Raw genomic sequence first — 23202 nt, 5'->3', positions numbered from 1 at the left:
GGTCACTCCCCTGCCAGTGCGGCGAGCTGCGCGCCCTTCAGGTCGGCGCATCCGGCCAGACCGAGCTCGAGCAGCGCGTCGAGCTCCCGCTTGTCGAACGGAGCGCCCTCGGCCGTTCCCTGGACCTCGACGAAGAGTCCGCGGCCGGTGACGACGATGTTCATGTCGGTCTCCGCGCGTACATCCTCGACATATGCCAGATCGAGCATGGGCTCGCCATCGATGATCCCCACGGACACGGCGGCGACCGAATCGAGCAGCGGCGTGGAGTTCTTGCCGATGAACTTCTTCTCCCGGCCCCACTCGATGGCATCGGCGAGCGCCACGTACGCACCGGTGATGGCCGCCGTGCGCGTGCCACCGTCAGCCTGCAGCACGTCGCAGTCGATCACGATCGTGTTCTCGCCGAGCGCCTTCGTATCGACGACGGCACGCAGGGCGCGACCGATCAGGCGCGAGATCTCATGGGTGCGACCGCCGATGCGTCCCTTGACGCTCTCCCGGTCGTTCCGGCTGTTCGTGGCCCGCGGGAGCATGGAGTACTCGGCTGTGACCCATCCCTTGCCCTTACCGGTCAACCAGCGCGGAACGCCGTTGGTGAAGGAGGCGGTGCACAGCACCTTGGTGCCGCCGAAGCTGATCAGTGCGGATCCCTCGGCGTGCGCACTCCAGCCCCGCTCGATGGTGATCTCACGCAACTGATCGGTGGAGCGGCCGTCGACGCGGACGATTTCGGACATGTGCTTCTCTCAGGTCGGGGTGGCGGATCGAGTCGGAGCGACTCGATCCGGATTACTCGAAAGCGTTCTCGGGAAGAGTGATCACGCCGGTCTGGACGAGCTGCACGTCGCGGACCTCACGGCCCATCAGACGGTTGGCCAGAGCGGTGAAGTCGTCGGTCGACGCTCCGGTGGCCTCGTAGACGTAGCTCGCGGTGGCATCCGGCGAGGCGAGCAGGTCTCCGCGGACGAGCTGGCGATAGACGTCGCCGGCGGTCTCGTCGTCGCTGGAGACGAGCGTGACGCCCTCTCCCATGACGTAGCTGATGGCGCCGCGAAGGAACGGATAGTGCGTGCAGCCGAGCACGAGCGTGTCGACGTCAGCATCGCGAAGAGGGGCGAGATACTCCTCAGCCACAGCGAGCACCTCCGGAGTCCCGGTGATCCCGGCCTCGACGAACTCGACGAAGCGCGGGCAGGCGGCGGTGAAGACCTGCAGCCTCTCGTTGACCTCGAGCATGTCCTGGTACGCGCGTGAGCCGATGGTGCCGACCGTGCCGATCACGCCGACGCGCCCGTTGCGGGTCGTGGAGACCGCGCGGCGCACCGCGGGACCGATCACCTCGACCACCGGGATGTCGTAGCGTTCACGAGCATCGCGGAGCATGGCGGCCGAGGCGGTGTTGCACGCGATCACCAGCATCTTCACGCCCTGCTCGACGAGGGTGTCGAGCACCTCGAGAGAGTAGCGGCGCACGTCGGCGATGGGCTTGGGGCCGTACGGCGAGTGCGCGGTGTCGCCGATGTAGACGAACGACTCACGGGGCAGCTGGGCGCGGATGGCCCGCGCCACCGTGAGCCCGCCGACACCGGAGTCGAAGATCCCGATCGGCGCGTCGTTCATGACTCCCCAGCCTACCTGCGCGGGAGCTGCCGCGCGCATCAGCACGCTCACTAAACTGAGCGCATGACCACGTCGACGGCGCTGCTCACCGACCGCTATGAGCTCACGATGCTCGCCGCCTCCCTCCGGGACGGAACGGCATTCCGCCCCAGCGTCTTCGAGCTGTTCTCCCGGCGTCTGTCCGGGGGCCGCCGCTTCGGTGTCGTCGCCGGCACCGGCCGCCTGCTCGGTCTCCTGCGCGACTTCCGCTTCGGTGACGACGAGCTGCGGTTCCTCAGAGACCAGAACGTCGTCGATGCGTCGTCGATCGCTCACCTCGAGGACTACCGGTTCTCGGGAACGATCCGCGGCTATCGCGAGGGTGAGCTGTACTTCCCCGGCTCCCCCATCCTCACCGTCGAGGGCACGTTCGCCGATGCCGTCGTACTCGAGACGCTCGCCCTGAGCGTGCTCAATCACGATTCCGCCGTCGCGACCGCTGCCTCTCGCATGAGCATCGCCGCCGGTGAGCGTCCGCTGGCAGAGATGGGATCACGACGCGCAGCCGAGCGCTCGGCCGTCGCCGCCGCCCGGGCTGCCTACATCGCCGGCTTCGGCGCCACGAGCAACCTCGAGGCCGGACGAAGCTGGGGCATCCCCACCATGGGCACGGCCGCCCACTCCTGGACGCTGCTGCACGACTCCGAAGAGGAGGCGTTCCGCTCGCAGGTCGAGAGCATGGGCATCGGAACGACGCTGCTCGTGGACACGTACGACATCCGCACGGGCGTCGAGACCGCCATCCGGGTCGCCGGCACGGAGCTCGGCGGCGTGCGGATCGACTCCGGCGACCTCCCCATCGTCGCCGGAGACGTTCGCGCGCAGCTCGACGAGCTCGGGGCGACGTCCACTCGCATCACGGTGACCAGCGACCTCGACGAGTATGCGATCGCCGCCCTGGCCGCATCGCCGGTCGACGCCTACGGTGTCGGAACGTCGGTGGTCACCGGATCCGGGTATCCGACCGCGAGCATGGTCTACAAGCTCGTGGCACGACAGGATGCCACCGGATCCTGGATCGGTGTCGCGAAGGCATCGGCGGACAAGGCGTCGCACGGTGGTCGCAAGGCCGCTTTCCGGACCCTGGTGGACGGCGTCGCCACCGCCGAGACGGTCGTCGTCTCCGATGGTTTCGAAGAGCTCGACACCGCGGCGGAGCATCCCGACGGCCGCCCACTGCAGGTGACCTTCGTCGAGGCTGGTGACATCGACTCGAGCTACGAAGGCGTCGAGGGCACGGCAGCCGCGCGGGCGCACCATCTGCGCGTGCGCGAAGAACTCCCGGTGCGCGCTCTCGCGCTCAGCAAGTCCGACCCGGCGATTCCCACCGTGTACGTCGAAGCAGACTGAGGTCAGCCCATCATCGACTCGTAGATCTCCTTGCACGTGGGGCAGATGGGGAACTTCTCCGGGTCGCGGCCCGGGGTCCACTTCTTGCCGCACAGTGCCCGCACCGGCTTGCCGGTGATCGCGGACTCGAGGATCTTGTCCTTCTTCACGTAATGCGAGAAGCGCTCATGGTCGCCCGGTTCGAGATTCTCCTCACGGAGGAGCTCTTCCAGTTCGCGATCAAGCGTTGCCACGCCGCCCTGATCGGGGCTGTCCAGCGGAGTACTCATCCCGTGAGTCTAGCGGCGTCGAATGCCTCGTGGGCGGTCGTCACGCTGTCTCGACGAACTCCATCAGGCGCTCCCCGCTGCGCTCGAAGATGCGACCGCCGATGACCGCCCCCGCGGCCAACACCGCGAGGCCGCCGAGGAGCCCGACCCAGAAGGTCGCCGGGGCGTATGCGGAGCCCTCGAGCATCGTGGCCGCGAACAACCAGATGGTGGGGGCGCTCAGCACGATCGCTCCGAGGAACGCCGCTGCGGGACCGTATGTGCCTCGGGACGTCGGCCGTTGCGGCTGCTGGAACGGGCTGTCACCGGGTCGCGAGACCGCGTACGGGGCGACGACCGAGACGATGCTCGAGATACCCAGAGCGCAGAAGAGCAGGCTCGCGGCCACGCCGCCCATCGGCAGCAGCAGGCTCCAGTTGCCGACGAGGAGGAGCGACAGGGGAACCGCGATCGCGAGCACCGGAATCGCGACGAGAAGGACCGGCACCAGGCGTCCGAGACGGTCGGGAAGACCCCGGACGCCACTGGCCACGTGGGTCCACAGCGCCGTCGAGTCGTAGGCGACGTCGTTGTGCGGCAACCAGCCGAAGAACAGCGCCATCACGGGCACGGGCACGAGCGCTGCGACCTCCAACGGGACACCGGCGACGATGAGCGGAAGCACGGTGAGGACACCGGCCACCGGCACCACGATGATGTTCATGATGTAGCGACGGTCGCGAAGCCAGTAGACGAGGCTTCGAGCCGCGATCGCACCGAAGGCGTTCGACGGCAGCAGACCGAACCAGCCGAGGCCCGTGCGCTCCCTCAGCGTGACCGGACGCTCCGTCGTCGTGAGCAGACGCCGCACGAGCCAGGCCCATGCGATCCCGAGCAGAACGACCGTGAGGACCGCGATGACGCCGCTGACCCACGCCGAGGCGGTCGCCCCGGCTGCGGAGTCGAAGAGGAACGCGGGTGCCGCGGCGAACGGGCTGAAACCGAAGACGCTCGAGAGCGTCGCGAGCGACGGCGGCACGAGGCCGTCCCAGCGGAGCGATCCGAAGAACACCGCGACGGGGAACGCGATCACGATCAGCGCGAGCGCGAACAGCGCCGTGAGCTCTCGGGATCGGCGCTCCGGAAGAAGCAGAGCGTTGAGCGCCATACCGATCCTCGAGACCAGCATCGTCGTGATGACACCGATGATCGTCATCAGCACCGCCAGCGGCCAGGGAGTCCCTGCTCCGATCGCCACGATGCAGACGCTGATGTAGACCGCGAGAAGCGCCAGGCTGGGCACGCTGATGAAGGCGGCCAGCGTGAGCACCCAGGGCATCTGCCGCTCATCGACACCGAAGACCGCGAACCGTCGGGGGTCGAGCTGGTCGACGGCACCGACGAGGATCGGGCCGACGAGGAAGCCGATGAGGAGGGCGGCCCCGCCGAGCACGGTGACTGCGCGTGCCACCGGTACCGGGGCTGCCGCGAGGCTGAACACGGCGATGCACACCACGGCGGTGACGGCGATGACCGCCGCGAGCGAGATGAGCGTCCGGATCCGACGATCGCCGCGCACAGAGCCCAGCAGCAGCGCGAGCCTCAGTCGGAGAACGTGTGCAGCCACTCGAGCCCCTCCACCTCTCCGCTGGAACCGGCGAGCTCGACGAAGCGCGCCTCGAGAGTCTGACCCGCGCGGACCTCGTCGATCGTGCCTTCGGCGAGAACCTCTCCGCCGACGATGATCGCGACGCGTGAGCAGACACGCTCGACCAGATCCATGCCGTGGCTCGACAGGATCACGGTGCCGCCGTGCGAGACGTAGGCGCGGAGGATGTCCAGGATGACCGCCGAGGAGACAGGATCCACCGACTCGAACGGCTCATCGAGCACGAGCACGCGCGGCGAGTGGATCATGGCCCCGGCGAGCATGATCTTCTTCGTCATGCCGGCCGAGTAGTCGGAGACGACGCGGCTGAGGGCATCGCCGAGATCGAAGGCTCGCGCGAGGTCGGCGGCGCGCTTCTCGATCACATCCGCCGCGAGGCCGCGCAGCAACCCGTAGTAGTAGAGCAGCTGACGACCGGTGAGACGGTCGAAGGTGCGCAGCCGATCAGGCAGCACGCCCATCAGCCGCTTCGCCGCCAGCGGCTGCTTCGCCTGATCGATGCCGCAGATGACGACGCTGCCCGCGTCGGCGCGCAGAAGCCCGGCGACGATCGAGAGTGTCGTGGTCTTACCCGCGCCGTTGGGACCGACGACCCCGTAGAACGAGCCGGCCGGCACGGTCAGGTCGATGCCGTCGACGGCTCTGTTGTCACCGAACTGCTTGACGAGACCGCGAATGCTGATCGCCTCGCCGGCGGAGCCGGCATCGTGGGGATCCACGACCCCGGAAGCCGCATCGTCGGACTCCGCCACCGCCGCGGCGATCTCGACGGAACCATCGGGTTCGACTGCGGCAGCAGCCTCCGCAGGCCCGGCATCGACAGGATCGGCCTCGACGGGTTCGGCCTCGACGGGTTCCGAGGCGACCGTCGCTTCCGCGACGGCCGCGGTCTCGACGACGGCGGGCTCGACGACGGCGGGCTCGACGACGGCGGGCTCGACGGCCACGGTATCGACGACGGTGACCTGCTCGATCGCCGCGGGAGTGGAATCGGCCGTCGGGGTGAGTTCCACCGCGGGAGCCGTCTCGACGGTCACCGGCTCGATGACGGGAGTCGCTTCCGGCGCCGCCGTGGCGGTGTCCGCCGCGGCCTTCGCCGCCGCATCGGCAGCCTTCTTCGCCGCGGCCTTCTTCGCAGCCGCCGCCTTCGCGGCCGTGGTCTTGGCCGCCGTGGTCTTCGCTGCGGCCGATCGCGCAGTGGACTTGGACGCCGCTGCCTTGGTCGCCGCCGTCCTCGCCGCTGCCGTCTTCGCGGCGGTGGTCTTCGCCGCGGTGGTCTTCGCTGCCGCCGTCTTCGCCGCGGTGGTCTTCGCTGCCGCCGTCTTCGCCGCGGTGGTCTTCGCCGCAGTCGTCTTCGCCGCGGTGGTGGCCTTCGCGGCGGCCGTGTTCTTCGCGGCGGCCGAGCGTGCGGCTGTCGTGCTGCGGGGGGAGCTCGTGGTCGACGACGGCTCACTCGTCTGGCCGGGCATCGCCTTCACGAGCGGTTCCACCACCACTTCCGCTGTCGGCGCCGCCTTCTCCGCAGCAGCCTTCGTGGCTCCGGTCTTCGCCGCGGATGCCTTTGCCGCAGCGGGCTTCCTCGCGGCGGAGGCCGTGGTCGTACGAGTGGTCGCCGGGCGCTTCGCGGCCGGCCTCTTCGCCGCCGGCTTCTTCACAGCGGGCGCGGACGAGGTCTCATCGGCGGCCGCTGCCGCGGTGGGGGTCTGCTTCTTGGCCGGCGCGCGCTTCGCCGACGTCTTCTCTTGCGCGATCTCGGTTTGGTCCACCTGGGCGGTGCGGTCGTCAGGGGAGGCAGTCACCGTCCTACGGTATCAACGGGTGGCTGTACGCCAAGGCCGCCGCGCAATAAACTGCCCTCGGATCGCGCAGATCCGCCGAGATCCCGAGGCGATCGGAACCCTGTGCATCCGGTGTGTAGTCGATCACGAAATGACAACGGGGGCCTCCTCACCCCGAGGTTCCCAGGCGGAATCGATACCATGACAACGGCACGACGAAGTGTCTGGTCGGTTAATCGACCGTGAACACAACTTCCTTTAGGAGCACTCGTGACTCTTCAGACCGTCATCCTCGCCGCCGGAATGGGCTCGCGCCTCGGCCGCGCGCTGCCGAAGCCGCTCACCGAACTGAGCGACGGCCGCACGATCATGGGCCAGCAGCACGACAACATCCGCGCCGCTTTCGGTTCCGACGCCCGCATCACCACCGTGGTCGGCTACCGCGCAGAGACCATCATCGATGCGTTCCCCCAGGTGAACTACGTCCACAACGAACGCTACGACGAGACCAACACCTCGAAGAGCCTGCTGAGGGCCCTCGGTGCGACCGGTCGCAGCGGAGTGCTGTGGATGAACGGAGACGTCGTCTTCGACCCGATGATCCTCGGCCGCGCGCTCGAGTACATCGAGCGCGACCAGTCCTTCGTGACGGTGAACACCTCCAAGGTCAGCGATGAAGAGGTGAAGTACACGGTCACGGCCGAGGGCTTCATCAACGAGCTGTCCAAGACCGTCAAGGGCGGTCTCGGCGAGGCCGTCGGCATCAACTACATCTCGTCCGCACACAAGAAGGCGTTCATGCGTCAGCTGCAGCGTGTCGAGGACCAGGACTACTTCGAGCGCGGTCTCGAGCTCGCGATCGCCGAAGACGGCCTGCTGCTCGAGCCGATGGATGTCTCCGACCTGTACGCGGTCGAGGTCGATTTCGCCGAAGACCTGGAGCGGGCGAACCTCTTCGTCTGATCGCCGGTCACGAAAGCCCGGTCCCTCCGAGGGACCGGGCTTTCGGCGTTTTCGCGGACTGGCTCCATAGGATCGCAGCATGGCTCCCAAGGTGCACAAGATCCATTCGCTCCCGGACGACGCCCCGTGGGACAAGGGGGTGCCTCCCACCGGATCGGCGGAGCATCCGATGATGGTGCGCGGCCTCGACCGCGTGCTGTCGATCCAGCGCCCGCTCGTGCTAGCGCACATCCGGAGCATCCGCCTGCGCAATCCGCAGGCCTCGCCGGCCGAGATCATCCGCATCCTCGAGCGTCGCTACCTGGCGGCCGTGACCACCGGTGGAGCCGCGGTCGGCGCGACCGCTGTCGTCCCGGGCATCGGCACGGGTGTCACGCTCGCACTCTCCGGCGTGGAGACGGTCGGCTTCGTGGAGTCCACAGCTCTGTTCGCGCAGTCGGTCGCCGAGGTGCACGGGATCGCGGTCGCGAACCCGGATCGCGCCAGAGCGCTGGTGATGACGCTGATGCTCGGGAAGGAGGGCGTCGACCTGGTCGGACAGCTCGCCGGGCAGGTGGCAGGGCGCGGCGGGAGCAGATCGTCGTACTGGGGCGAGCTCGTCACGAAGTCACTCCCCCGCGCCGCCGTCGGACCTCTCGTCGACCAGCTCAAGAGCATGTTCGTGAAGCAGTTCGCTGCCAAGGGCGGCGCGTCGGTCATCGGCAAGGCCCTCCCGTTCGGGATCGGTGCCGCGATCGGAGGCGCGGGGAACAACATCCTCGGCCGCCGCGTGCTGACGACATCCCACAAGGCCTTCGGTGCCGCCCCGATCGACCTTCCCCTCGAACTGGAACCCGTACCCGGCGCCGAGAAGCTGGAGTTGCGGGTGCTGCGTGGTGCCCGCTACGCCGGCAATGCGGTCGCGGGAGCGGCCGGTACGACCGTCCGCGGGGTGGAATGGGCGGGACGCAAGGCCCGCTCGATCGGCCGCCGCCCCAAGGCCGACCCGGAACTCGAGTCCGGTGAGCCCGAGGGCTGAGCGCACCTCGCCAAAGGATCGGCCGACCCGTTGTGGCGAGCATCCAACAGCCGGAGGCGAGCCGACGATAGGGTGGAATCCGTGACGGACAAGCCCGACCTCTTTACCACCGCCGGCAAGATCGCGGATCTGCGCGCTCGCTATACAGAAGCCGTCGTCGACGCGGAAGCGAAGGCGAAGGAGAAGCAGCACGCGAAGGGCAAGATGACCGCCCGCGAGCGCATCGAGCTGCTCGTCGACCCCGGGAGCTTCGTCGAGTTCGACGAGTATGTGCGCCACCGCACCACGGCCTTCGGCATGGATCGTTCGCGACCCTACGGCGACTCGGTCGTCACCGGCGTGGGCACGATCAACGGCCGCACGGTCGCGGTGTACTCGCAGGACTTCTCGACCTTCGGCGGTTCGCTCGGCGAGGTCGCCGGCGAGAAGATCATCAAGATCATGGAGTTCGCCCTCGCCGGAGGGATGCCCTGCATCGGAATCCTCGACTCCGGTGGCGCGCGCATCCAGGAGGGCGTCGTCGCCCTCGGCAAGTACGGCGAGATCTTCCGCCTGAACACCCGTGCATCCGGCGTCATCCCGCAGATCTCCATCATCATGGGCCCGGCTGCGGGCGGAGCGGTGTACTCCCCCGCCCTCACCGACTTCGTGATCATGGTCGACAAGACCAGCCAGATGTTCGTCACCGGCCCCGACGTGATCAAGACCGTCACGGGCGAGGACGTGGGCATGGAAGAGCTCGGCGGTGCGTACACGCACAACACCCGCTCGGGCGTCGCGCACTACCTCGCCGAGGATGAGGACGACGCGATCGACTACGCGCGCACGCTGCTGAGCTTCCTCCCGGACAACAACATGGCGGAGCTGCCGTCGTACGAGAGCGCCTTCGAGTTCGAGACCACCGACGCCGATCGCACGCTCAACACGATCGTCCCCGATTCGACGAATCAGCCGTACGACATCCACACCGTCATCGAGCATGTCGTCGATGAGGGCGACTTCCTCGAGGTCCAGCCGCTGTTCGCGCCCAACATCGTGATCGGATTCGGACGCATCGAGGGCCGGTCGGTGGGTATCATCGCCAATCAGCCCTCGCAGATGGCCGGCACCCTGAACATCGAGGCCGGAGAGAAGGCGAGCCGGTTCGTGCGCTTCTGCGACGCCTTCTCGATCCCGATCGTCACGCTCGTGGATGTGCCCGGCTATCTGCCCGGCACCGACCAGGAATGGACCGGAGTCATCCGCCGTGGCGCGAAGCTGCTCTACGCCTACGCAGAGGCCACCGTGCCCCTCGTCACCGTGATCCTGCGCAAGGCCTACGGCGGCGCATACATCGTGATGGGCTCGAAGCAGCTGGGCGCGGATGTGAACCTCGCGTGGCCGACAGCGGAGATCGCGGTCATGGGTGGCCAGGGCGCCGTCAACATCCTGTACCGCGGCGAGATCAAGAAGGCCGAGGAGGCCGGTGAGGACGTCGCCGCCGTGCGCACCCGGCTCGCGAACGAGTACACCTACAACGTGGCGTCGCCCTTCCTGGCGGCAGAGCGCGGCGAACTCGACGGCATCATCGAGCCGGCGAACACCCGCGTCTCGATCGCCAAGGCGCTGCGCGCTCTGCGCGGCAAGCGTGCGGAGCTGCCTCCGAAGAAGCACGGGAACATCCCGCTGTGACCGCGCAGAACGCTCAGGACGGCACACCGGCCCCGGAGACCCCGGAGGCGCCGATGCTCGACATCACCCGCGGGGCGGCCACCGAGGAAGAGCTCGCCGCGCTCATCGCGGTGATCAGCGAGGCCTATGCGACGGAGGCGGCTGCCGCCGTCGCCGACGAGCCGTCCGTGTCGGCATGGACGCGGACGCAGCGACCGCTGCGACGCCCGCTTCGTCGCGACATCCCCTGGGGGCGCTTCTCCGGCTGACCGCCGCGCGCAGCTGCGGGACGCAGGCGTCTGGAAGGAATCCGACTACGTCTGCGTGATCCGTGAACCCTCCGCCTCACGAATCACGCAGACGATCGTCGCAGGACCCCCAGCGCCCTGCTCGGCGACGTTCCCCGTCGCCGCCTCGCCCTGCCCTGTGCAGGATGGGGCGTGTTCACCCCGACTCGGACCGGGACCGCTTCCCCCCTGCATGCCACGGTGCCGAGCATGCGGAGAGAGGGCGCAGTTCCGTGATCCGACGATGAGGGAACCCTAAATATTACATCGATTAGACATATACCCGCAAGCCCTGATCCGTCGACGGCAGAGACCGGGACGGCGTCTCGGATCAGCTGTCGAGCAGCAGATCCGAGGCACGGGGACTGAGGACCGAGTCGAGGACCACGCACCCGGCACCCACCGCACCGACGTCGTCCCCCACCACCGTGCCATCGACAGGAAGCGTGCGCACCGCGCGCGTCGCACTGGCACGATCGAGCCTGGCGGGGATCTCCCGCAGGTAAACGTCGGCGAGCCGAGCCCAGAAAGGCCCGCCGAACACGACCCGATCCACGTCGAGCATGTTGGTCAGCGCCGCCGTCAGCACGGTGATGTGCGCAGCCGCCTGTCTCAGCACCCCGACAGCCGCTTCATCGCCCTCGGCCGCTCGCTCGCACAGCCGACTGAATCTCTCATGGACGGCGGCGACGTCGCTCGCCTGGCGGTCGTCGCCGAAGACACCCGCACGCTCCGCCTGTTCGACGATCGCCTGCGGGGTGCAGACGACCTCGACGCACCCGCGGGACCCGCACGAGCAGGAGGGCCCGTCCGGGTCGACGATGATGTGCCCGATCTCGCCGATGTTGCGCGTGCTGCCACGCACCGCCTCCCCGTCTCTGGCCAGGGCCGCGCCGATCCCGGTGCCGAGGTAGACGAAGACGAACGAGTCGTCGGCCGACTCGCGTCGAGTCCACAACTCCCCCACCGCGGCAGACGTCGTGTCCTTCTCCAGCACCACGGGCAGCCCGGTGGCCTCCGCCAACACCTCGCGCAGCGGAACACGGTGCCAGCCGACGAGCTTCGGGGGATCGATGACCGTGCCCTTCTCCACGTCGAGCGGGCCGGGGGCCGCGACCCCCACCCCCGCGATCCGCGAGCGATCCACACCCGATCCCACGATCAGGGCGTCGATCGTCGTCGCCATGGCCTCGACGATCCGGTGCGGATCCTCGGCGGGCGTGCGCACGCTCAGGCGTCGAACGATGGCACCCGACAGGTCGAGCAGCACGAATGTCATGAGGGCGGGGTCGAGGTGCACTCCCACCGCGAAGCGGCTGTCTGCGACGAGCCTCAGGGTGACGCGCGGCTTGCCAGGCCCGTTGATCGTGCGCCCGGCCTCCCTGATGAACCCGTCATCGAGGAGCCTCCGGGTGATGTTCGTGACGGTCTGCGCCGAGAGCCGGGTCGCCGTCGCGAGCTCGATCCTGCTCAACCCCTCGCCGGACTGGCGGATGGCCTCGAGAATCACGGACTGGTTGAAGTCACCCATACGCGGGAGATTGGTGCCACGACGCGTTGCCATCGTCCAATGATCCACCATCGAGGCGGATTCTTGTCCCCCAAAATACCTACAGACAATGTTTGCGCAAGCCATCAGACTGAGGGAGACGCTTCGCGTTCGGCTGGTCTCTCTGTCCCAGGGTAGACAGACGCTGATCGGCCACCAGCGGACGGTTTTCGGGTAACTGTCCGCACGGAGAGGGGCAGGCGGATTCGCCGCCCCTCTCCCACTCTCATCATCCTCGACTCCGGTCGCCTCCCCCGGCCGGGGCCGAGGACGTTCGCGAACCGCGTCAGACGACCGGCATTCAGCGCGGGATCTCGTGCCAGAGGTCGACCGCGTCATCGTCGCCGGACGATCGCGAACCGGCGCGGCCGACCACGGTCACCGCGATACGAGGGTCCGGTGACGAGCGGATGATGAGTCGAGAGGTCTGCGCCCGGCTGAGCACCACCGCCAGTTCGTCTCGGATCGCTTTGCGACGCGCCTCGTCGATACCGTCGAAGCCGCCCTCATCGAACACGGTGACGACCACGCCGCGCCGTCGCGCCGCCTCGATCGCGTTGCGCACCGCGTCGTTGAGGAGGTCGGCTCCGCGCAACTCGTCGCGCAGCCGCCCCTCGGCGAGACGTGCATCCAGACGCTCCTGATCGTTCAGCGCGCCCCTCGCCGCCACGACCCTGCTGAGGACCGGGCCGGCGACGGCCAGGGCGAACTGCGTGCGAAGACGCCGCTCACGCTGCCGGACCCGCTGCGTGGCGTGCCATGCGGACACCGCCTGCTGGATCTCTGCGAGACGCTCGGTGTCGCGCACCGCCCGGTCCCAGAACATCACGAGCAGTCGCGCAACGGCCACCCACATGATGGAGCCGACCAGCCCGAGGTTGAGCGCCACGACGAAGCCCAGCGACGCGGACGCCGCCACCACGAGCACCACGAGCACGAGCCAGCCGATCAGGGACCGCCGGCGAACGACGCACACGATGCCGAGCAGGCCGAGAGCACCGATGTACCAGGTCGCGAAAGGGGCGGTGCGATCCGCCGGTTCGAGCGAGAAGGTGACGAGCACGGGGATCACCGCACTCGCCAGCAACGCGAGGACCGCCGACCACATCGGCATCTTCACCGAGGCGCCGTCGCCGAGGATCGCGATGTTCACGACCACCAGGTACACGGCGATCGCGAGGACCATCAGCAGCGGAGCGGTCGGCTGCTCGATCCACCAGATCCCGCGGGCGACGAAGTACAGTGCGAAACCGACGGCGAGAGAGGTGGCGACGCTGCGCACGGTGCGGTTCACGAGCGCACCCATCCCAGCGTCACGGTGGTGCCGTGCTCGTCGGAGACGATGTCGGCCGTGCCGGCGACGCCCGCCATGCGCGCGAAGATCGACGCGCGGATCCCGAGGCGGTCGGCACCAATCGAGTCGACGTCGAAACCCGACCCGGTGTCCGAGACCGTCACGACGACCCCTTCGTCTGCATGCCCCTCGACGATGATGTGGAGCCCGCGTCCGTTGGCATGCGACACGGCGTTGCCGATGGCCTGCCGCGCCGCGAGTACCAGCGCACGAGCCGCCCGCCCGGGGATGAGGCCGATTCCTCCGCGCTCTTCGACGATCGCGTCGGCACCGAGCTCGGACAGGGCCCGACGCAGCTCGACGACGATCTGCGCCGTGCCGACGGGCTCATCGCTGCCCTCCTGTGCGACGGCGGCCTCGGTGTTCGCAAGGCGGGTGAGAGCCTCCCGCGCCATGGCGACGGCCAGTTCCTCCGCACGCTCACCCTCGGCCCTCTCGGCGGCGATCAGCGCGGCGAGGACGCTGTCATGCATCAAGGCGGACATCGCCGCCCGCTCCTCTTCCGCTGCGGCCGCTGCGGCAGCCGTCGAGTACGAAGCCACCGCCTGCCCCCTGGCCTCGTCCACGCCGGCGGCGACGGAGCGGAACATCCAGCCGAGCGAGACGATGACGACACCGAGGATGAGTGTGAACGACACATCGAACGCGGTCGTCACCCAGAACTCACGGGAGAACTCCCCCTGGACGAGGCGCACGTAGCCGTAGACGAACGGCATCCCGGCAGCCCACGCGAACTGGAGCCACAGCGGGAACGCGAGCATGGCCGCGACGACACCGACGTTGACCAGGAAGAAGATCCAGGGCTGGTCTCCCGCGCCCTTGTCCGAGGGGTCGACGACGGTCGGCCAGGCGGCGAGCGCGAGGACGTAGACCACGGCGAAGATTCCGGAGAAGGTGCGAACGCCCCGACCCACCACACAGGCCAGCAGCATCGCGGCGAGCGGCACGAACACCACGATCAGCGTCACCAGGTGCGCAGGATCCGCTGCGGACAGGGAACCCATCGCGGAGATCAGGGCCTGCGCTCCGAGCACGGCCGAACCGATCGCGACGACGATCGCGAGGATCCGTTCCATGCGCTTGCCGGTGAAGCGCTCGTACGCCGTCTCCGTGCTGCCGGGAGAGGGGATCTTGCTCCAGGCGTCGCGGATGCTCAGCGGCTCAGCGGCCACCGGGTGCCTCGTCAGCCGTGACGATCCCGTCCTCCATCGCTCGGCGCAGGAGATCGACCTTCGTCGGCGCGGGGCGCCCGACCTCGACGTACTTCACGCGGATGCGGGTGATGTTCTCCTTGGCGGTGGAGTAGGCGACGCCCAGCTTCTCGGCGACGGCCTTCAACGGCAGGCCGGTCGCATACAGGCGGAGCACCTCGCGCTCCCGTGTGGCGAGCTGCGCATCGGCGAAGGCGCGGTCTCCGTCGACGGCGCTCGCCCACTCGACGTTGTTGAGGGCCTCGCCCTGCGCCACGGTACGGATCGCATCGAGGACGTCGTCGAGGGCAGAGGACTTGCTCACCACTCCGGCGGCACCGGCAGCGAGCGCCTCGCGCACGGCTGCCGGCCGATCGGCGACGCTGTGGATCACGACGCTCGCACCGTCGTTCACGAGGGAGGTCACGTTCTCGGTCACGGTCGTCCCGTCGCCGAGAGTGAGATCGAGCACGACGACCTCGGCAGGCGCCGCCGCGGTGGCGCGGCGCCATTCGAGGTACGACACGACGGTGCTCCCGGAGAAGACGACGGTCTGCGAGTCACGCGCGCACGCGGCCTCGAGACCGAGGCGAACGGACTCGTGATCGTCGATGAGTGCGACCGTGCTCATCCCCTCAGCCTACTGAGTCCCCCGACGAGCCGAGGATCGCTCACCGGGTGAGCAGCGCGACGACCTCGAAGTGATGCGAGTGCGGGAACAGATCGAAGCCACGAAGGCGGTCCACGTTCCATCCGAGAGTCCGGAAGGTGCCGAGATCGCGAGCGAGGGCCACCGGATCGCACGCGACATACGCGATGGCATCCGGCGCGAGCGCGTGAATCGCCTCGACCACCTGACGACCGGCACCGGCGCGCGGGGGATCGAGGACCACGGCTCCTGTGCGCCCGCGCTTCTGCGTGGCCAGGAAACGATCGACGCGCGCCGTCACCGCATTCACCTCGAGGGGAGCGAGGTTCGCGGCCGCGTGCTGGGTGGCGCGGGCGCTGGACTCGACCGTCACGATGTCGGTGCCGCCGAGATCGGCGAGTGTCGCGGCGAACAGACCGACCCCTCCGTACAGGTCGTAGTGCGACTTCTGCTCGTCGACGTGCCCGTCGAGGATCCCGTAGACGGCGGCATCGAGCACCGAGGCCGCGCGCGGGTGCACCTGCCAGAAGCCCGTGGAGTCGACCTGGAAGCGCCGGTCGTTGACCATCTCGTGGATGACCTCGGGAATGGGACGCTTGCGGAAGCCCCTCTGCACCCGTGGTGCACGCTCGGTCTCCTCGCGACGGATGATGCGCACCGTGCCGTCGGCGGGCTCGACGAGTTCGATGCGGCCAGGGGCCTCGCCCTGCAGTGCGAGTGCCGCTTCGGCGATCGCCGGCCGTGCGAGCGGGTGCGAGGTCACGGGGACGACGCGGTGGCTGCGAGCGGCGAACGGCCCGGCCACTCCCGTGTCGTCGACGTGCAGGGTGACGCGCGTGCGCCATCCGAGGCCGTCGCCCGACTCCACGGACTCGATCTCGGGGGCCTCGAGGCCGCTGCCCGCGAATCGGTCCAGCGATTCGGTCAGAACACGCCGCTTGAGCTCGCGCTGGTGGTCCAAATCGATGTGGCCCAGGTCGGCGCCGCCCGGGCGGTCCGCCGGATCACGGGAGACGTCGGCCTCCGCCCACACGTGCGGGCGGCGGTGCTCCGAGGCCTCGAGCACCTCGACGGTCTCCGCCCTCCAGAAGCTGCGGGTCGACGCATCAGCGCCCTCCTGCGGGGCGATCACGCGGGCACGCACGCGCTCACCGGGGATCGCATCGGAGACGAAGACCACGCGTCCCTCGTGGCGGGCGACGAAGGTGCCCCCGTGTGCGATGCCGGTGATGTCGAGTTCGAGCACGTCGGCTGGGGAGGAAGTCATTCTTCGAGGATACGGTGGTGGACATGCGCGTCTGCCTCGCCTCCACCTCCCCCGCCCGACTCATGCTGCTCCGCCAGGCCGGCATCGAACCGCTCACGGTGTCGCCGGATGTGGATGAGGACGCCGTCGCCGCCGCCGCAGAGGCGGAACGAGGCGCACCCCTGCCGCCGGCGGAACTGGTGCTGCTGCTCGCCCGTGCGAAGGCCGCGGCCGTCGCGCACGGTCTCGCCGACGAGGGCACCTTCGACGGCCTGGTGATCGGCGGGGACTCGATGTTCGCCCTCGGTGGGCGGGTGTACGGCAAGCCCTACACCCCGGAGGAGGCGACCAGGCGCTGGCAGGAGATGCGTGGAGCGACGGGCATCCTGCACTCCGGGCACTCCGTGTTCCGGGTCGCTCCCGGATCAGAGCCCACCGAAGCCACCGCCGTCGCCGAAGCCGCCGTGACGTTCGCGCACGACGTGAGCGACGCGGAGATCGCCGCGTACGTCGCCTCCGAAGAGCCACTGCACGTGGCAGGGGCCTTCACTGTCGACAGCCTGGGCGGCGCCTTCATCACGCGGGTGGACGGCGACCCCTCGACGGTCGTCGGCATGTCGCTGTCGACCGTCCGCCGCCTGGCGGCCGAGCTCGGCGTCCGCTGGACGGACCTGTGGTCGTAGACTCCCCTCCACGTTTTCTCGACTTTCTTGTGGGGAGTCGTCAAAGGGATCGGGATCGTTCTCGCTAGGCTGGCAAGCATGCCTGCTATCGCCAAGGTGCTCATCGCCAACCGCGGCGAGATCGCCGTCCGCATCATCCGCGCCGCCCGGGACTCCGGAATCGCCTCGGTCGCCGTCTACGCCGACCAGGATCGCGACGCTCTGCACGTCCGCCTCGCCGACGAGGCCTACGCCCTCGGCGGCTCGACCAGTGCCGAGACCTACCTCCAGATCGAGAAGATCCTCTCGATCGCCCGCCGCGCCGGTGCCGACGCGGTGCACCCGGGATACGGGTTCCTCGCCGAGAACGCCGAGTTCGCTCGCGCCATCATCGGTGCGGGGATGACCTGGATCGGCCCGTCGCCCGAGGCCATCGAGGCGCTCGGAGACAAGGTGACCGCGCGTCACGTGGCAGAGAAGGTCGGCGCACCTCTCGCCCCCGGCACTCCCGGTCCCGTGGAAGGCGCCGACGAGGTCATCGCCTTCGCGAAGGAGTTCGGTCTGCCGATCGCCATCAAGGCGGCCTACGGCGGCGGCGGACGCGGCCTCAAGGTGGCGCGTGAGCTCGACGAAGTCGCCGAGCTGTTCGAATCCGCCACCCGCGAGGCCGTCGCCGCTTTCGGACGCGGCGAGTGCTTCGTCGAGAAGTACCTCGACAAGCCGCGTCACGTCGAGACGCAGTGCCTGGCCGACGCCGAGGGCAATGTCGTCGTCATCTCGACGCGCGACTGCTCACTGCAGCGCCGCCACCAGAAGCTCGTCGAGGAGGCGCCCGCCCCCTTCCTCACGCAGGAGCAGAACGACCTCCTCTACTCGGCGTCGAAGGCCATCCTCAAGGAGGTCGGCTACGTCGGCGCCGGCACGTGCGAGTTCCTCATCGGCGCCGATGGCACGGTGTCGTTCCTCGAGGTGAACACCCGCCTGCAGGTCGAGCACCCGGTCTCCGAAGAGGTCACCGGCATCGACCTGGTGCGCGAGCAGTTCCGCATCGCGGCCGGCGGCACCATCGACTACGACGACCCGAAGCCGCAGGGGCACTCGATCGAGTTCCGCATCAACGGCGAGGACCCCGGTCGCGGGTTCCTGCCCCAGCCCGGCCCGATCCACGTCTTCAAGACGTTCGGGGGTCCCGGCATCCGGCTCGACTCCGGCGTCACCGCCGGCGACGCGGTCTCGGGTGCGTTCGACTCGCTTCTGGCGAAGATCATCGTGACGGGCAAAGACAGGGCGGAAGCACTGGAGCGCTCGCGCCGCGCGCTCGACGAGTTCGAGGTCGCGGGGCTCCCCACCGTCATCCCGTTCCACCGCAAGGTCGTGCGCGATCCCGCGTTCACCGCGGAGAACGGCGAGTTCGGCGTCTTCACGCGCTGGATCGAGACGGAGTTCGTCAACGACATCCCCGCGTGGGACGGCGAGCTCGAGGCGCCGACGCCTGCGGAATCGCGTCACACGGTCGTCGTCGAGGTCTCCGGCAAGCGTCTCGAGGTGAGCCTGCCCGATCGCGTCGCGGTCGCGGCCGGCACTGCCGGGCGCCCTGCCGCCGTCCCGCCGTCGCGTCGCAGCCACGCCACCACCGCCAACGCCGGAGCATCCGGTGACGCGGTCAAGTCGCCCATGCAGGCCACCGTCGTCAAGATCGCCGTCGCCGACGGACAGCAGGTCGTCAAGGGCGACCTGGTCGTCGTGCTCGAGGCCATGAAGATGGAGCAGCCGCTGCAGGCGCACAAGGACGGCGTGGTCGGCAACATCAACGCGGACGCCGGCGCCACGGTCTCCGCAGGACACCAGCTGCTCACGATCAGCTGACGCACCGCATCGACGCGAAAGGCGCCCCACCGAGGTGGGGCGCCTTTCGCATGTCTCCGCGGATCAGGAGATGTTCACGAGGTGCATCGCCCTGCTCGCATCGGTGATGCTGCTGGACAACGAGGGGTACGCCGCGAAGACCCGGGAGACCTGGTCGACCGTGAGACGGCGCTCGACGGCGACCGCGATCGGGTAGATCAGCTCCGAGGCCTTGGGAGCGACGATCACGCCGCCGATCACCGTGCCCGATCCCTTGCGCGCGATGAGCTTGACGAAGCCGTCCTTGATGCCCATCATCTTCGCGCGCGGGTTCGCCGCGAGCGGGAGCTTGTAGACCAGGCCGTCGGCCACGCCGTCCTCGACGTCCTTCTCGCCGTAGCCGACCGTGGCGATCTCGGGCGCGGTGAAGATGTTCGAGGTGATCTTGATCTGCTCGAGCGGGATGACGATGTCGCCCAGGGCGTGGAACACGGCCGTGCGGCCCTGCATCGAGGCGACGGAGGCCAGCGGGAAGAAGTTCGTGCAGTCGCCGACGGCGTAGACGTTGGGGACCGAGGTGCGCGCGACCCGGTTCACACGGACGTGCCCCGACTCGTCGAGCTCGACGCCGGCCTCCTCCAGACCGATGCCCGCGGTGTTCGGGATCGACCCGACCGCCATGAGGCAGTGGCTGCCGTCGACGGTGCGCCCGTCGGACAGCGTGACCGTGACGCCCTCGTCGGTGACCTCGACCCGGTCGGCGCGGGACTTGGAGAGCACCTGCATCCCCCCGCGCTTGAACACCTTCTCGAGAACGGCTGCGGCATCCTTGTCCTCGCCGGGGAGCACCTGCTCGCGGCTCGAGACGAGCGTGACCTTCGCCCCCAGGTTCATGTAGGCGGAGGCGAACTCCGCACCTGTGACACCGGATCCGACCACGATGAGGTGCTCGGGAAGGGCCTTCATGTCGTACAGCTGGGTCCAGGTCAGGATGCGCTTGCCGTCGGGCTTGGCCGAGTCGAGCTCGCGCGGCGAGGCGCCGACGGCCACGACGATCGTGTCGGCCTCGACCCGGTCGAAGTCGGTGCCGCCCTGGCCCGTCGACACGATGATCGCGGTGGGCCCCTCGAGGCGGCCGTGTCCGGACAGGATGCGCACCCCGGCTTCGAGGAGCGTGGCGCGCATGTCCTCGGACTGCTGACCCGCCAGTGCGAGCAGGCGCTTGTTCACCGCGGCGAGGTTGATCGCGATCTCCGGCTTGAGCGGCCTGGAGTGATCGCCCTTCGCGTAGAAGTTCACACCGAGGTCGCTCGCCTCGGAGATGGCGACGGCGGCATCGGCGGTGGCGATCAGGCTCTTCGAGGGCACGACGTCCGTGAGGACGGCGGATCCGCCGACTCCCACGCGCTCGACCAGGGTGACCTCGGCCCCCAACTGGGCAGCCGCGAGGGCCGCCTCGTAGCCGCCGGGACCGCCGCCGAGGACGGCGACGCGCTGAGTGCGCTCGAAAGTGGTGGAAGACATGGAATCCATTCTCGCGCAATCCTGGCACCCGAGCCTGCACCTTCCTAGAGTGGATCCATGCCCGAAACGCACAGCAACCCCCTCGACGACCCGACCGCGAACCCGTTCGAGGTCGCCGCGCAGGCCGCAGCCGACATCGCACGTCTGACCGGTGTCGAGAAGCACGACATCGCCCTCACCCTCGGCAGCGGCTGGGGCAAGGCCGCCGACATCATCGGCGAGACCGTCGCGACGATCCCCGCGACCGAGGTCACGGGCTTCTCCAAGCCCGCGCTCGAAGGCCACGTCGGCACCCTGCGCAGCATCCGCACCCCCGACGGCAAGAACGTGCTCGTCATCGGTGCACGCACCCACTACTACGAGGCTCACGGTGTGCGTCGCGTGGTGCACAGCGTGCGCACCGCCGCCGCCACCGGCGCCAAGATCATGGTGCTGACCAACGGCGCCGGCGGCATCCGCGAGACGTGGACGCCCGGTCAGCCCGTGCTCATCAGCGACCACATCAACCTCACCGCGGACTCCCCGCTCGAGGGCGCCACGTTCGTCGACCTCACGGACCTCTATTCGAAGCGCCTGCGCGACGTCGCCCGCACCGTCGACCCGACGCTCGACGAGGGCGTCTACACGCAGTTCCGCGGCCCGCACTACGAGACCCCGGCGGAGGTGCAGATGGCCAAGCACATCGGCGGTCACATCGTCGGCATGTCGACCGCGCTCGAGGCGATCGCCGCCCGCGAGGCCGGCATGGAGATCCTCGGCTTCTCCCTCATCACCAACCTCGCCGCGGGCATCCAGCAGACCCCGCTCAGCCATGGCGAGGTGATCGAAGCCGGACGTGAGGCCGAACCCGTGATCTCCGCGCTCCTGGCGAGGGTGGTCGAGGCCCTGTGAACGAGGAGCTGCTCGCGCAGGCCAGGGCCTGGCTGCGACAGGACCCGGATCACGAGACGCGCGACGAGCTGGCCGGTGTGATCACCCGTGCCGCCGCCGGCGACGAAGGGGCGATCGCCGACCTGGAGGACCGTTTCCGCACGCGGCTCGCGTTCGGGACCGCCGGTCTCCGCGGCGAGCTCGGTGCCGGCAGCAACCGGATGAACAGGGTGCTCGTCGCGCAGGCCGCCGCGGGCTTCGCCGCCTACCTGCGCGAGAAGTCCGACGGACGCATGCCGACAGTCGTCGTCGGCTACGACGGACGCCGCAACTCCCGCGTGTTCGCGACGGACTCCGCCGAGCTGTTCGCCGGGGCAGGTCTGCGCGCGATCCTGCTCCCCCGGCTCCTCCCGACGCCCGTGCTCGCTTTCGCCGTGCGCCACTTCGGAGCCGATGCCGGCGTGATGGTGACCGCGAGCCACAACCCGCCGAACGACAACGGCTACAAGGTGTACCTCGGCGGCGCCGACCACGGGTCGCAGATCGTCGCCCCCGCAGACGCCGAGATCGCCGCGCACATCCAGCGCACGGCCGACGCGGGATCCGTCGCGACGCTCCCGCGCTCCACGGACTACGAGACAGCCGGTGAAGAGGTCGTCGAGGCCTACATCGCCGCGACCGTCGCCGTGGCCCCGGCCCCGGCGGGCACCACGGGGATGCGGTGGGTGTACACCGCGATGCACGGGGTCGGCTGGGAGACGCTGTCGCGCATCGTGAAGGATGCCGGCTACCCTCAGCCCTTCGTCGTCGACGAACAGCTCACCCCCGATGCCACGTTCCGCACCGTCTCGTTCCCGAACCCCGAGGAACCGGGAGCGATGGATCTCGCCTTCGCGAGGGCCCGCCGGGTCAAGGCCGACTTCATCCTGGCGAACGACCCCGATGCGGACCGCCTGGCCGTTGCCGTGCCCGATGCCTCGACAGCGGACGGATGGCGACGTCTCACCGGCAACGAGGTCGGTCTCCTGCTCGGCGCACGGGCTGCCCGCGCCGCGGCAGGAACCCCTGGTGCATCGCTCGCGTGCTCCCTCGTCTCCTCCCCCGGTCTCGGTGCCGTCGCGGCGCACCACGGACTCGACTTCCACGAGACCCTCACCGGGTTCAAGTGGATCTCGCGCGCCCCCGGCATCGTCTTCGGCTTCGAGGAGGCACTGGGCTACCTCGTGAACCCGGAGACCGTGCGCGACAAGGACGGTGTGTCGGCCGCGGTCGCCATCCTCGGCCTCGCCGCGGAGGCACGCGACCGGGGAGCCACGCTCGTCGATCTGCTCGATGAGCTCGGAGAGACCTACGGGCATTTCGCGAGCGGCCAGGTGTCGGTGCGCGTCGAGGACCTCGCGGTCATCGGCAACGTGATGCTCGCGCTGCGCACGCTTCCTCCGACGCACATCGCCGGACGTTCGATCGCCTCCGCCGAGGATCTTCTGCAGGCAGCGCCGGGCCAGCCATCCGGCGACGTGCTGCGGTACCGTCTCGTCGACGGATCACGGGTGATCGTGCGCCCCAGCGGCACCGAACCGAAGCTCAAGGTCTACATCGACGCCCGCGCGGAGTCGGCGGAGAGTGCGCGCGAGGCGGTCGCAGAGCTCGAAGCCGGAGTCCGCGCCCTGCTCGACGAGCGTTCCTGA

The 23202-nt window shown here is 69.0% G+C and carries 20 protein-coding genes; 9 read left to right on the top strand and 11 right to left on the bottom strand.

What is annotated here, in order from left to right; translation table 11 throughout:
- Positions 1–2: 2 nt before the first annotated feature.
- Both rph and murI read right to left on the bottom strand, forming a co-directional pair.
- Positions 3–740, bottom strand: a complete 738-nt coding sequence (rph, locus tag ASD13_RS15315) for a ribonuclease PH (RefSeq protein ID WP_055870952.1) — start codon at positions 738–740, stop codon at positions 3–5.
- Positions 741–792: 52 nt separating this feature from the next.
- Positions 793–1623, bottom strand: a complete 831-nt coding sequence (gene murI / locus ASD13_RS15310) for a glutamate racemase (protein WP_055870948.1) — start codon at positions 1621–1623, stop codon at positions 793–795.
- A gap of 63 nt (positions 1624–1686) precedes the next feature.
- Here murI and ASD13_RS15305 point away from each other — a divergent pair, with 63 nt between their 5' ends.
- Positions 1687–3012 carry a nicotinate phosphoribosyltransferase gene (locus tag ASD13_RS15305; protein ID WP_055870944.1) on the top strand — a complete coding sequence of 442 codons (1326 nt, stop codon included), beginning with the start codon at positions 1687–1689 and terminating at the stop codon, positions 3010–3012.
- Between the two features lie 2 nt (positions 3013–3014).
- Here the strand turns inward: ASD13_RS15305 and ASD13_RS15300 are convergent, their stop codons facing one another.
- From ASD13_RS15300 to ASD13_RS17830, 3 genes are read right to left on the bottom strand one after another with little or no spacing between them, the layout of a single operon-like run.
- Complete coding sequence (locus ASD13_RS15300) at positions 3015–3281, bottom strand: DUF3039 domain-containing protein (RefSeq protein WP_017828506.1); 267 nt, start codon at positions 3279–3281, stop codon at positions 3015–3017.
- Between the two features lie 40 nt (positions 3282–3321).
- Positions 3322–4887 carry a hypothetical protein gene (locus ASD13_RS15295; RefSeq protein WP_055870942.1) on the bottom strand — a complete coding sequence of 522 codons (1566 nt, stop codon included), beginning with the start codon at positions 4885–4887 and terminating at the stop codon, positions 3322–3324.
- On the bottom strand, positions 4863–6728 hold the full coding sequence (locus ASD13_RS17830) for an ATP-binding cassette domain-containing protein (protein WP_442922330.1): 1866 nt from the start codon (positions 6726–6728) through the stop codon (positions 4863–4865). Before ASD13_RS17830 ends, ASD13_RS15295 begins: the two co-directional genes overlap by 25 nt.
- Before the next feature lie 249 nt (positions 6729–6977).
- Between ASD13_RS17830 and ASD13_RS15285 the strand changes: the two genes are divergently transcribed.
- From ASD13_RS15285 to ASD13_RS15270, 4 genes are all read left to right on the top strand, one after another.
- The gene (locus tag ASD13_RS15285) at positions 6978–7670 is read left to right on the top strand and encodes a phosphocholine cytidylyltransferase family protein (protein WP_055870939.1); all 693 of its coding nucleotides are present in this window, start codon (positions 6978–6980) and stop codon (positions 7668–7670) included.
- Positions 7671–7749: 79 nt separating this feature from the next.
- Entirely contained in the window at positions 7750–8688 is a 939-nt protein-coding gene (locus tag ASD13_RS15280) for a hypothetical protein (protein ID WP_055870936.1), read from the top strand.
- A gap of 81 nt (positions 8689–8769) precedes the next feature.
- Positions 8770–10359 carry an acyl-CoA carboxylase subunit beta gene (locus tag ASD13_RS15275; RefSeq protein WP_373695445.1) on the top strand — a complete coding sequence of 530 codons (1590 nt, stop codon included), beginning with the start codon at positions 8770–8772 and terminating at the stop codon, positions 10357–10359.
- The gene (locus ASD13_RS15270) at positions 10356–10607 is read left to right on the top strand and encodes an acyl-CoA carboxylase epsilon subunit (protein WP_229778879.1); all 252 of its coding nucleotides are present in this window, start codon (positions 10356–10358) and stop codon (positions 10605–10607) included. Before ASD13_RS15275 ends, ASD13_RS15270 begins: the two co-directional genes overlap by 4 nt.
- A 349-nt stretch (positions 10608–10956) precedes the next feature.
- Here the strand turns inward: ASD13_RS15270 and ASD13_RS15265 are convergent, their stop codons facing one another.
- The 5 genes from ASD13_RS15265 to ASD13_RS15245 all read right to left on the bottom strand — a co-directional run bounded on the left by ASD13_RS15265 (position 10957) and on the right by ASD13_RS15245 (position 16634).
- Entirely contained in the window at positions 10957–12156 is a 1200-nt protein-coding gene (locus tag ASD13_RS15265; protein WP_055870932.1) for an ROK family transcriptional regulator, read from the bottom strand.
- A gap of 319 nt (positions 12157–12475) precedes the next feature.
- On the bottom strand, positions 12476–13468 hold the full coding sequence (locus tag ASD13_RS15260; RefSeq protein ID WP_235562614.1) for a hypothetical protein: 993 nt from the start codon (positions 13466–13468) through the stop codon (positions 12476–12478).
- Positions 13465–14700, bottom strand: a complete 1236-nt coding sequence (locus ASD13_RS15255; protein WP_055870926.1) for an ATP-binding protein — start codon at positions 14698–14700, stop codon at positions 13465–13467. Before ASD13_RS15255 ends, ASD13_RS15260 begins: the two co-directional genes overlap by 4 nt.
- Positions 14690–15349: a response regulator gene (locus tag ASD13_RS15250; protein WP_055870922.1), complete on the bottom strand. Its 660-nt coding sequence runs from the start codon at positions 15347–15349 to the stop codon at positions 14690–14692. Before ASD13_RS15250 ends, ASD13_RS15255 begins: the two co-directional genes overlap by 11 nt.
- A gap of 40 nt (positions 15350–15389) precedes the next feature.
- Positions 15390–16634 (bottom strand): class I SAM-dependent RNA methyltransferase, encoded by a 1245-nt coding sequence (locus ASD13_RS15245; protein ID WP_055870914.1) that lies wholly within the window; start codon positions 16632–16634, stop codon positions 15390–15392.
- 23 nt (positions 16635–16657) lie between these two features.
- Here ASD13_RS15245 and ASD13_RS15240 point away from each other — a divergent pair, with 23 nt between their 5' ends.
- Both ASD13_RS15240 and ASD13_RS15235 read left to right on the top strand, forming a co-directional pair.
- Entirely contained in the window at positions 16658–17296 is a 639-nt protein-coding gene (locus tag ASD13_RS15240; protein ID WP_055871245.1) for a Maf family protein, read from the top strand.
- A 78-nt stretch (positions 17297–17374) separates the two neighbouring features.
- Complete coding sequence (locus tag ASD13_RS15235; protein WP_055870912.1) at positions 17375–19141, top strand: acetyl/propionyl/methylcrotonyl-CoA carboxylase subunit alpha; 1767 nt, start codon at positions 17375–17377, stop codon at positions 19139–19141.
- A gap of 63 nt (positions 19142–19204) precedes the next feature.
- Here the strand turns inward: ASD13_RS15235 and ASD13_RS15230 are convergent, their stop codons facing one another.
- Positions 19205–20653, bottom strand: coding sequence for an NAD(P)H-quinone dehydrogenase (locus ASD13_RS15230; RefSeq protein WP_055870910.1), 1449 nt, complete (start codon positions 20651–20653; stop codon positions 19205–19207).
- 48 nt (positions 20654–20701) lie between these two features.
- Between ASD13_RS15230 and ASD13_RS15225 the strand changes: the two genes are divergently transcribed.
- Positions 20702–21535 carry a purine-nucleoside phosphorylase gene (locus tag ASD13_RS15225; protein WP_017828488.1) on the top strand — a complete coding sequence of 278 codons (834 nt, stop codon included), beginning with the start codon at positions 20702–20704 and terminating at the stop codon, positions 21533–21535.
- Entirely contained in the window at positions 21532–23202 is a 1671-nt protein-coding gene (locus ASD13_RS15220; protein WP_055870909.1) for a phospho-sugar mutase, read from the top strand. The genes ASD13_RS15225 and ASD13_RS15220 overlap by 4 nt, the downstream gene beginning before the upstream one ends.

Origin of the sequence: Microbacterium sp. Root1433D1 (genome assembly GCF_001426835.1) — a bacterium.
In the GTDB taxonomy this organism is placed as follows: Bacteria; Actinomycetota; Actinomycetes; order Actinomycetales; family Microbacteriaceae; genus Microbacterium; species Microbacterium maritypicum.
This window is presented reverse-complemented; position numbering and strand designations above follow the sequence as displayed.

Excerpts from the sequence above, each read along its gene's own strand:
- rph (WP_055870952.1), bottom strand. The coding sequence starts at position 740 with ATGTCCGAAATCGTCCGCGTCGACGGCCGCTCCACCGATCAGTTGCGT.
- murI (WP_055870948.1), bottom strand. The coding sequence starts at position 1,623 with ATGAACGACGCGCCGATCGGGATCTTCGACTCCGGTGTCGGCGGGCTC.
- ASD13_RS15305 (WP_055870944.1), top strand. The coding sequence starts at position 1,687 with ATGACCACGTCGACGGCGCTGCTCACCGACCGCTATGAGCTCACGATG.
- ASD13_RS15300 (WP_017828506.1), bottom strand. The coding sequence starts at position 3,281 with ATGAGTACTCCGCTGGACAGCCCCGATCAGGGCGGCGTGGCAACGCTT.
- ASD13_RS15280 (WP_055870936.1), top strand. The coding sequence starts at position 7,750 with ATGGCTCCCAAGGTGCACAAGATCCATTCGCTCCCGGACGACGCCCCG.
- ASD13_RS15265 (WP_055870932.1), bottom strand. The coding sequence starts at position 12,156 with ATGGGTGACTTCAACCAGTCCGTGATTCTCGAGGCCATCCGCCAGTCC.
- ASD13_RS15250 (WP_055870922.1), bottom strand. The coding sequence starts at position 15,349 with ATGAGCACGGTCGCACTCATCGACGATCACGAGTCCGTTCGCCTCGGT.
- ASD13_RS15245 (WP_055870914.1), bottom strand. The coding sequence starts at position 16,634 with ATGACTTCCTCCCCAGCCGACGTGCTCGAACTCGACATCACCGGCATC.
- ASD13_RS15240 (WP_055871245.1), top strand. The coding sequence starts at position 16,658 with ATGCGCGTCTGCCTCGCCTCCACCTCCCCCGCCCGACTCATGCTGCTC.
- ASD13_RS15235 (WP_055870912.1), top strand. The coding sequence starts at position 17,375 with ATGCCTGCTATCGCCAAGGTGCTCATCGCCAACCGCGGCGAGATCGCC.
- ASD13_RS15230 (WP_055870910.1), bottom strand. The coding sequence starts at position 20,653 with ATGGATTCCATGTCTTCCACCACTTTCGAGCGCACTCAGCGCGTCGCC.
- ASD13_RS15225 (WP_017828488.1), top strand. The coding sequence starts at position 20,702 with ATGCCCGAAACGCACAGCAACCCCCTCGACGACCCGACCGCGAACCCG.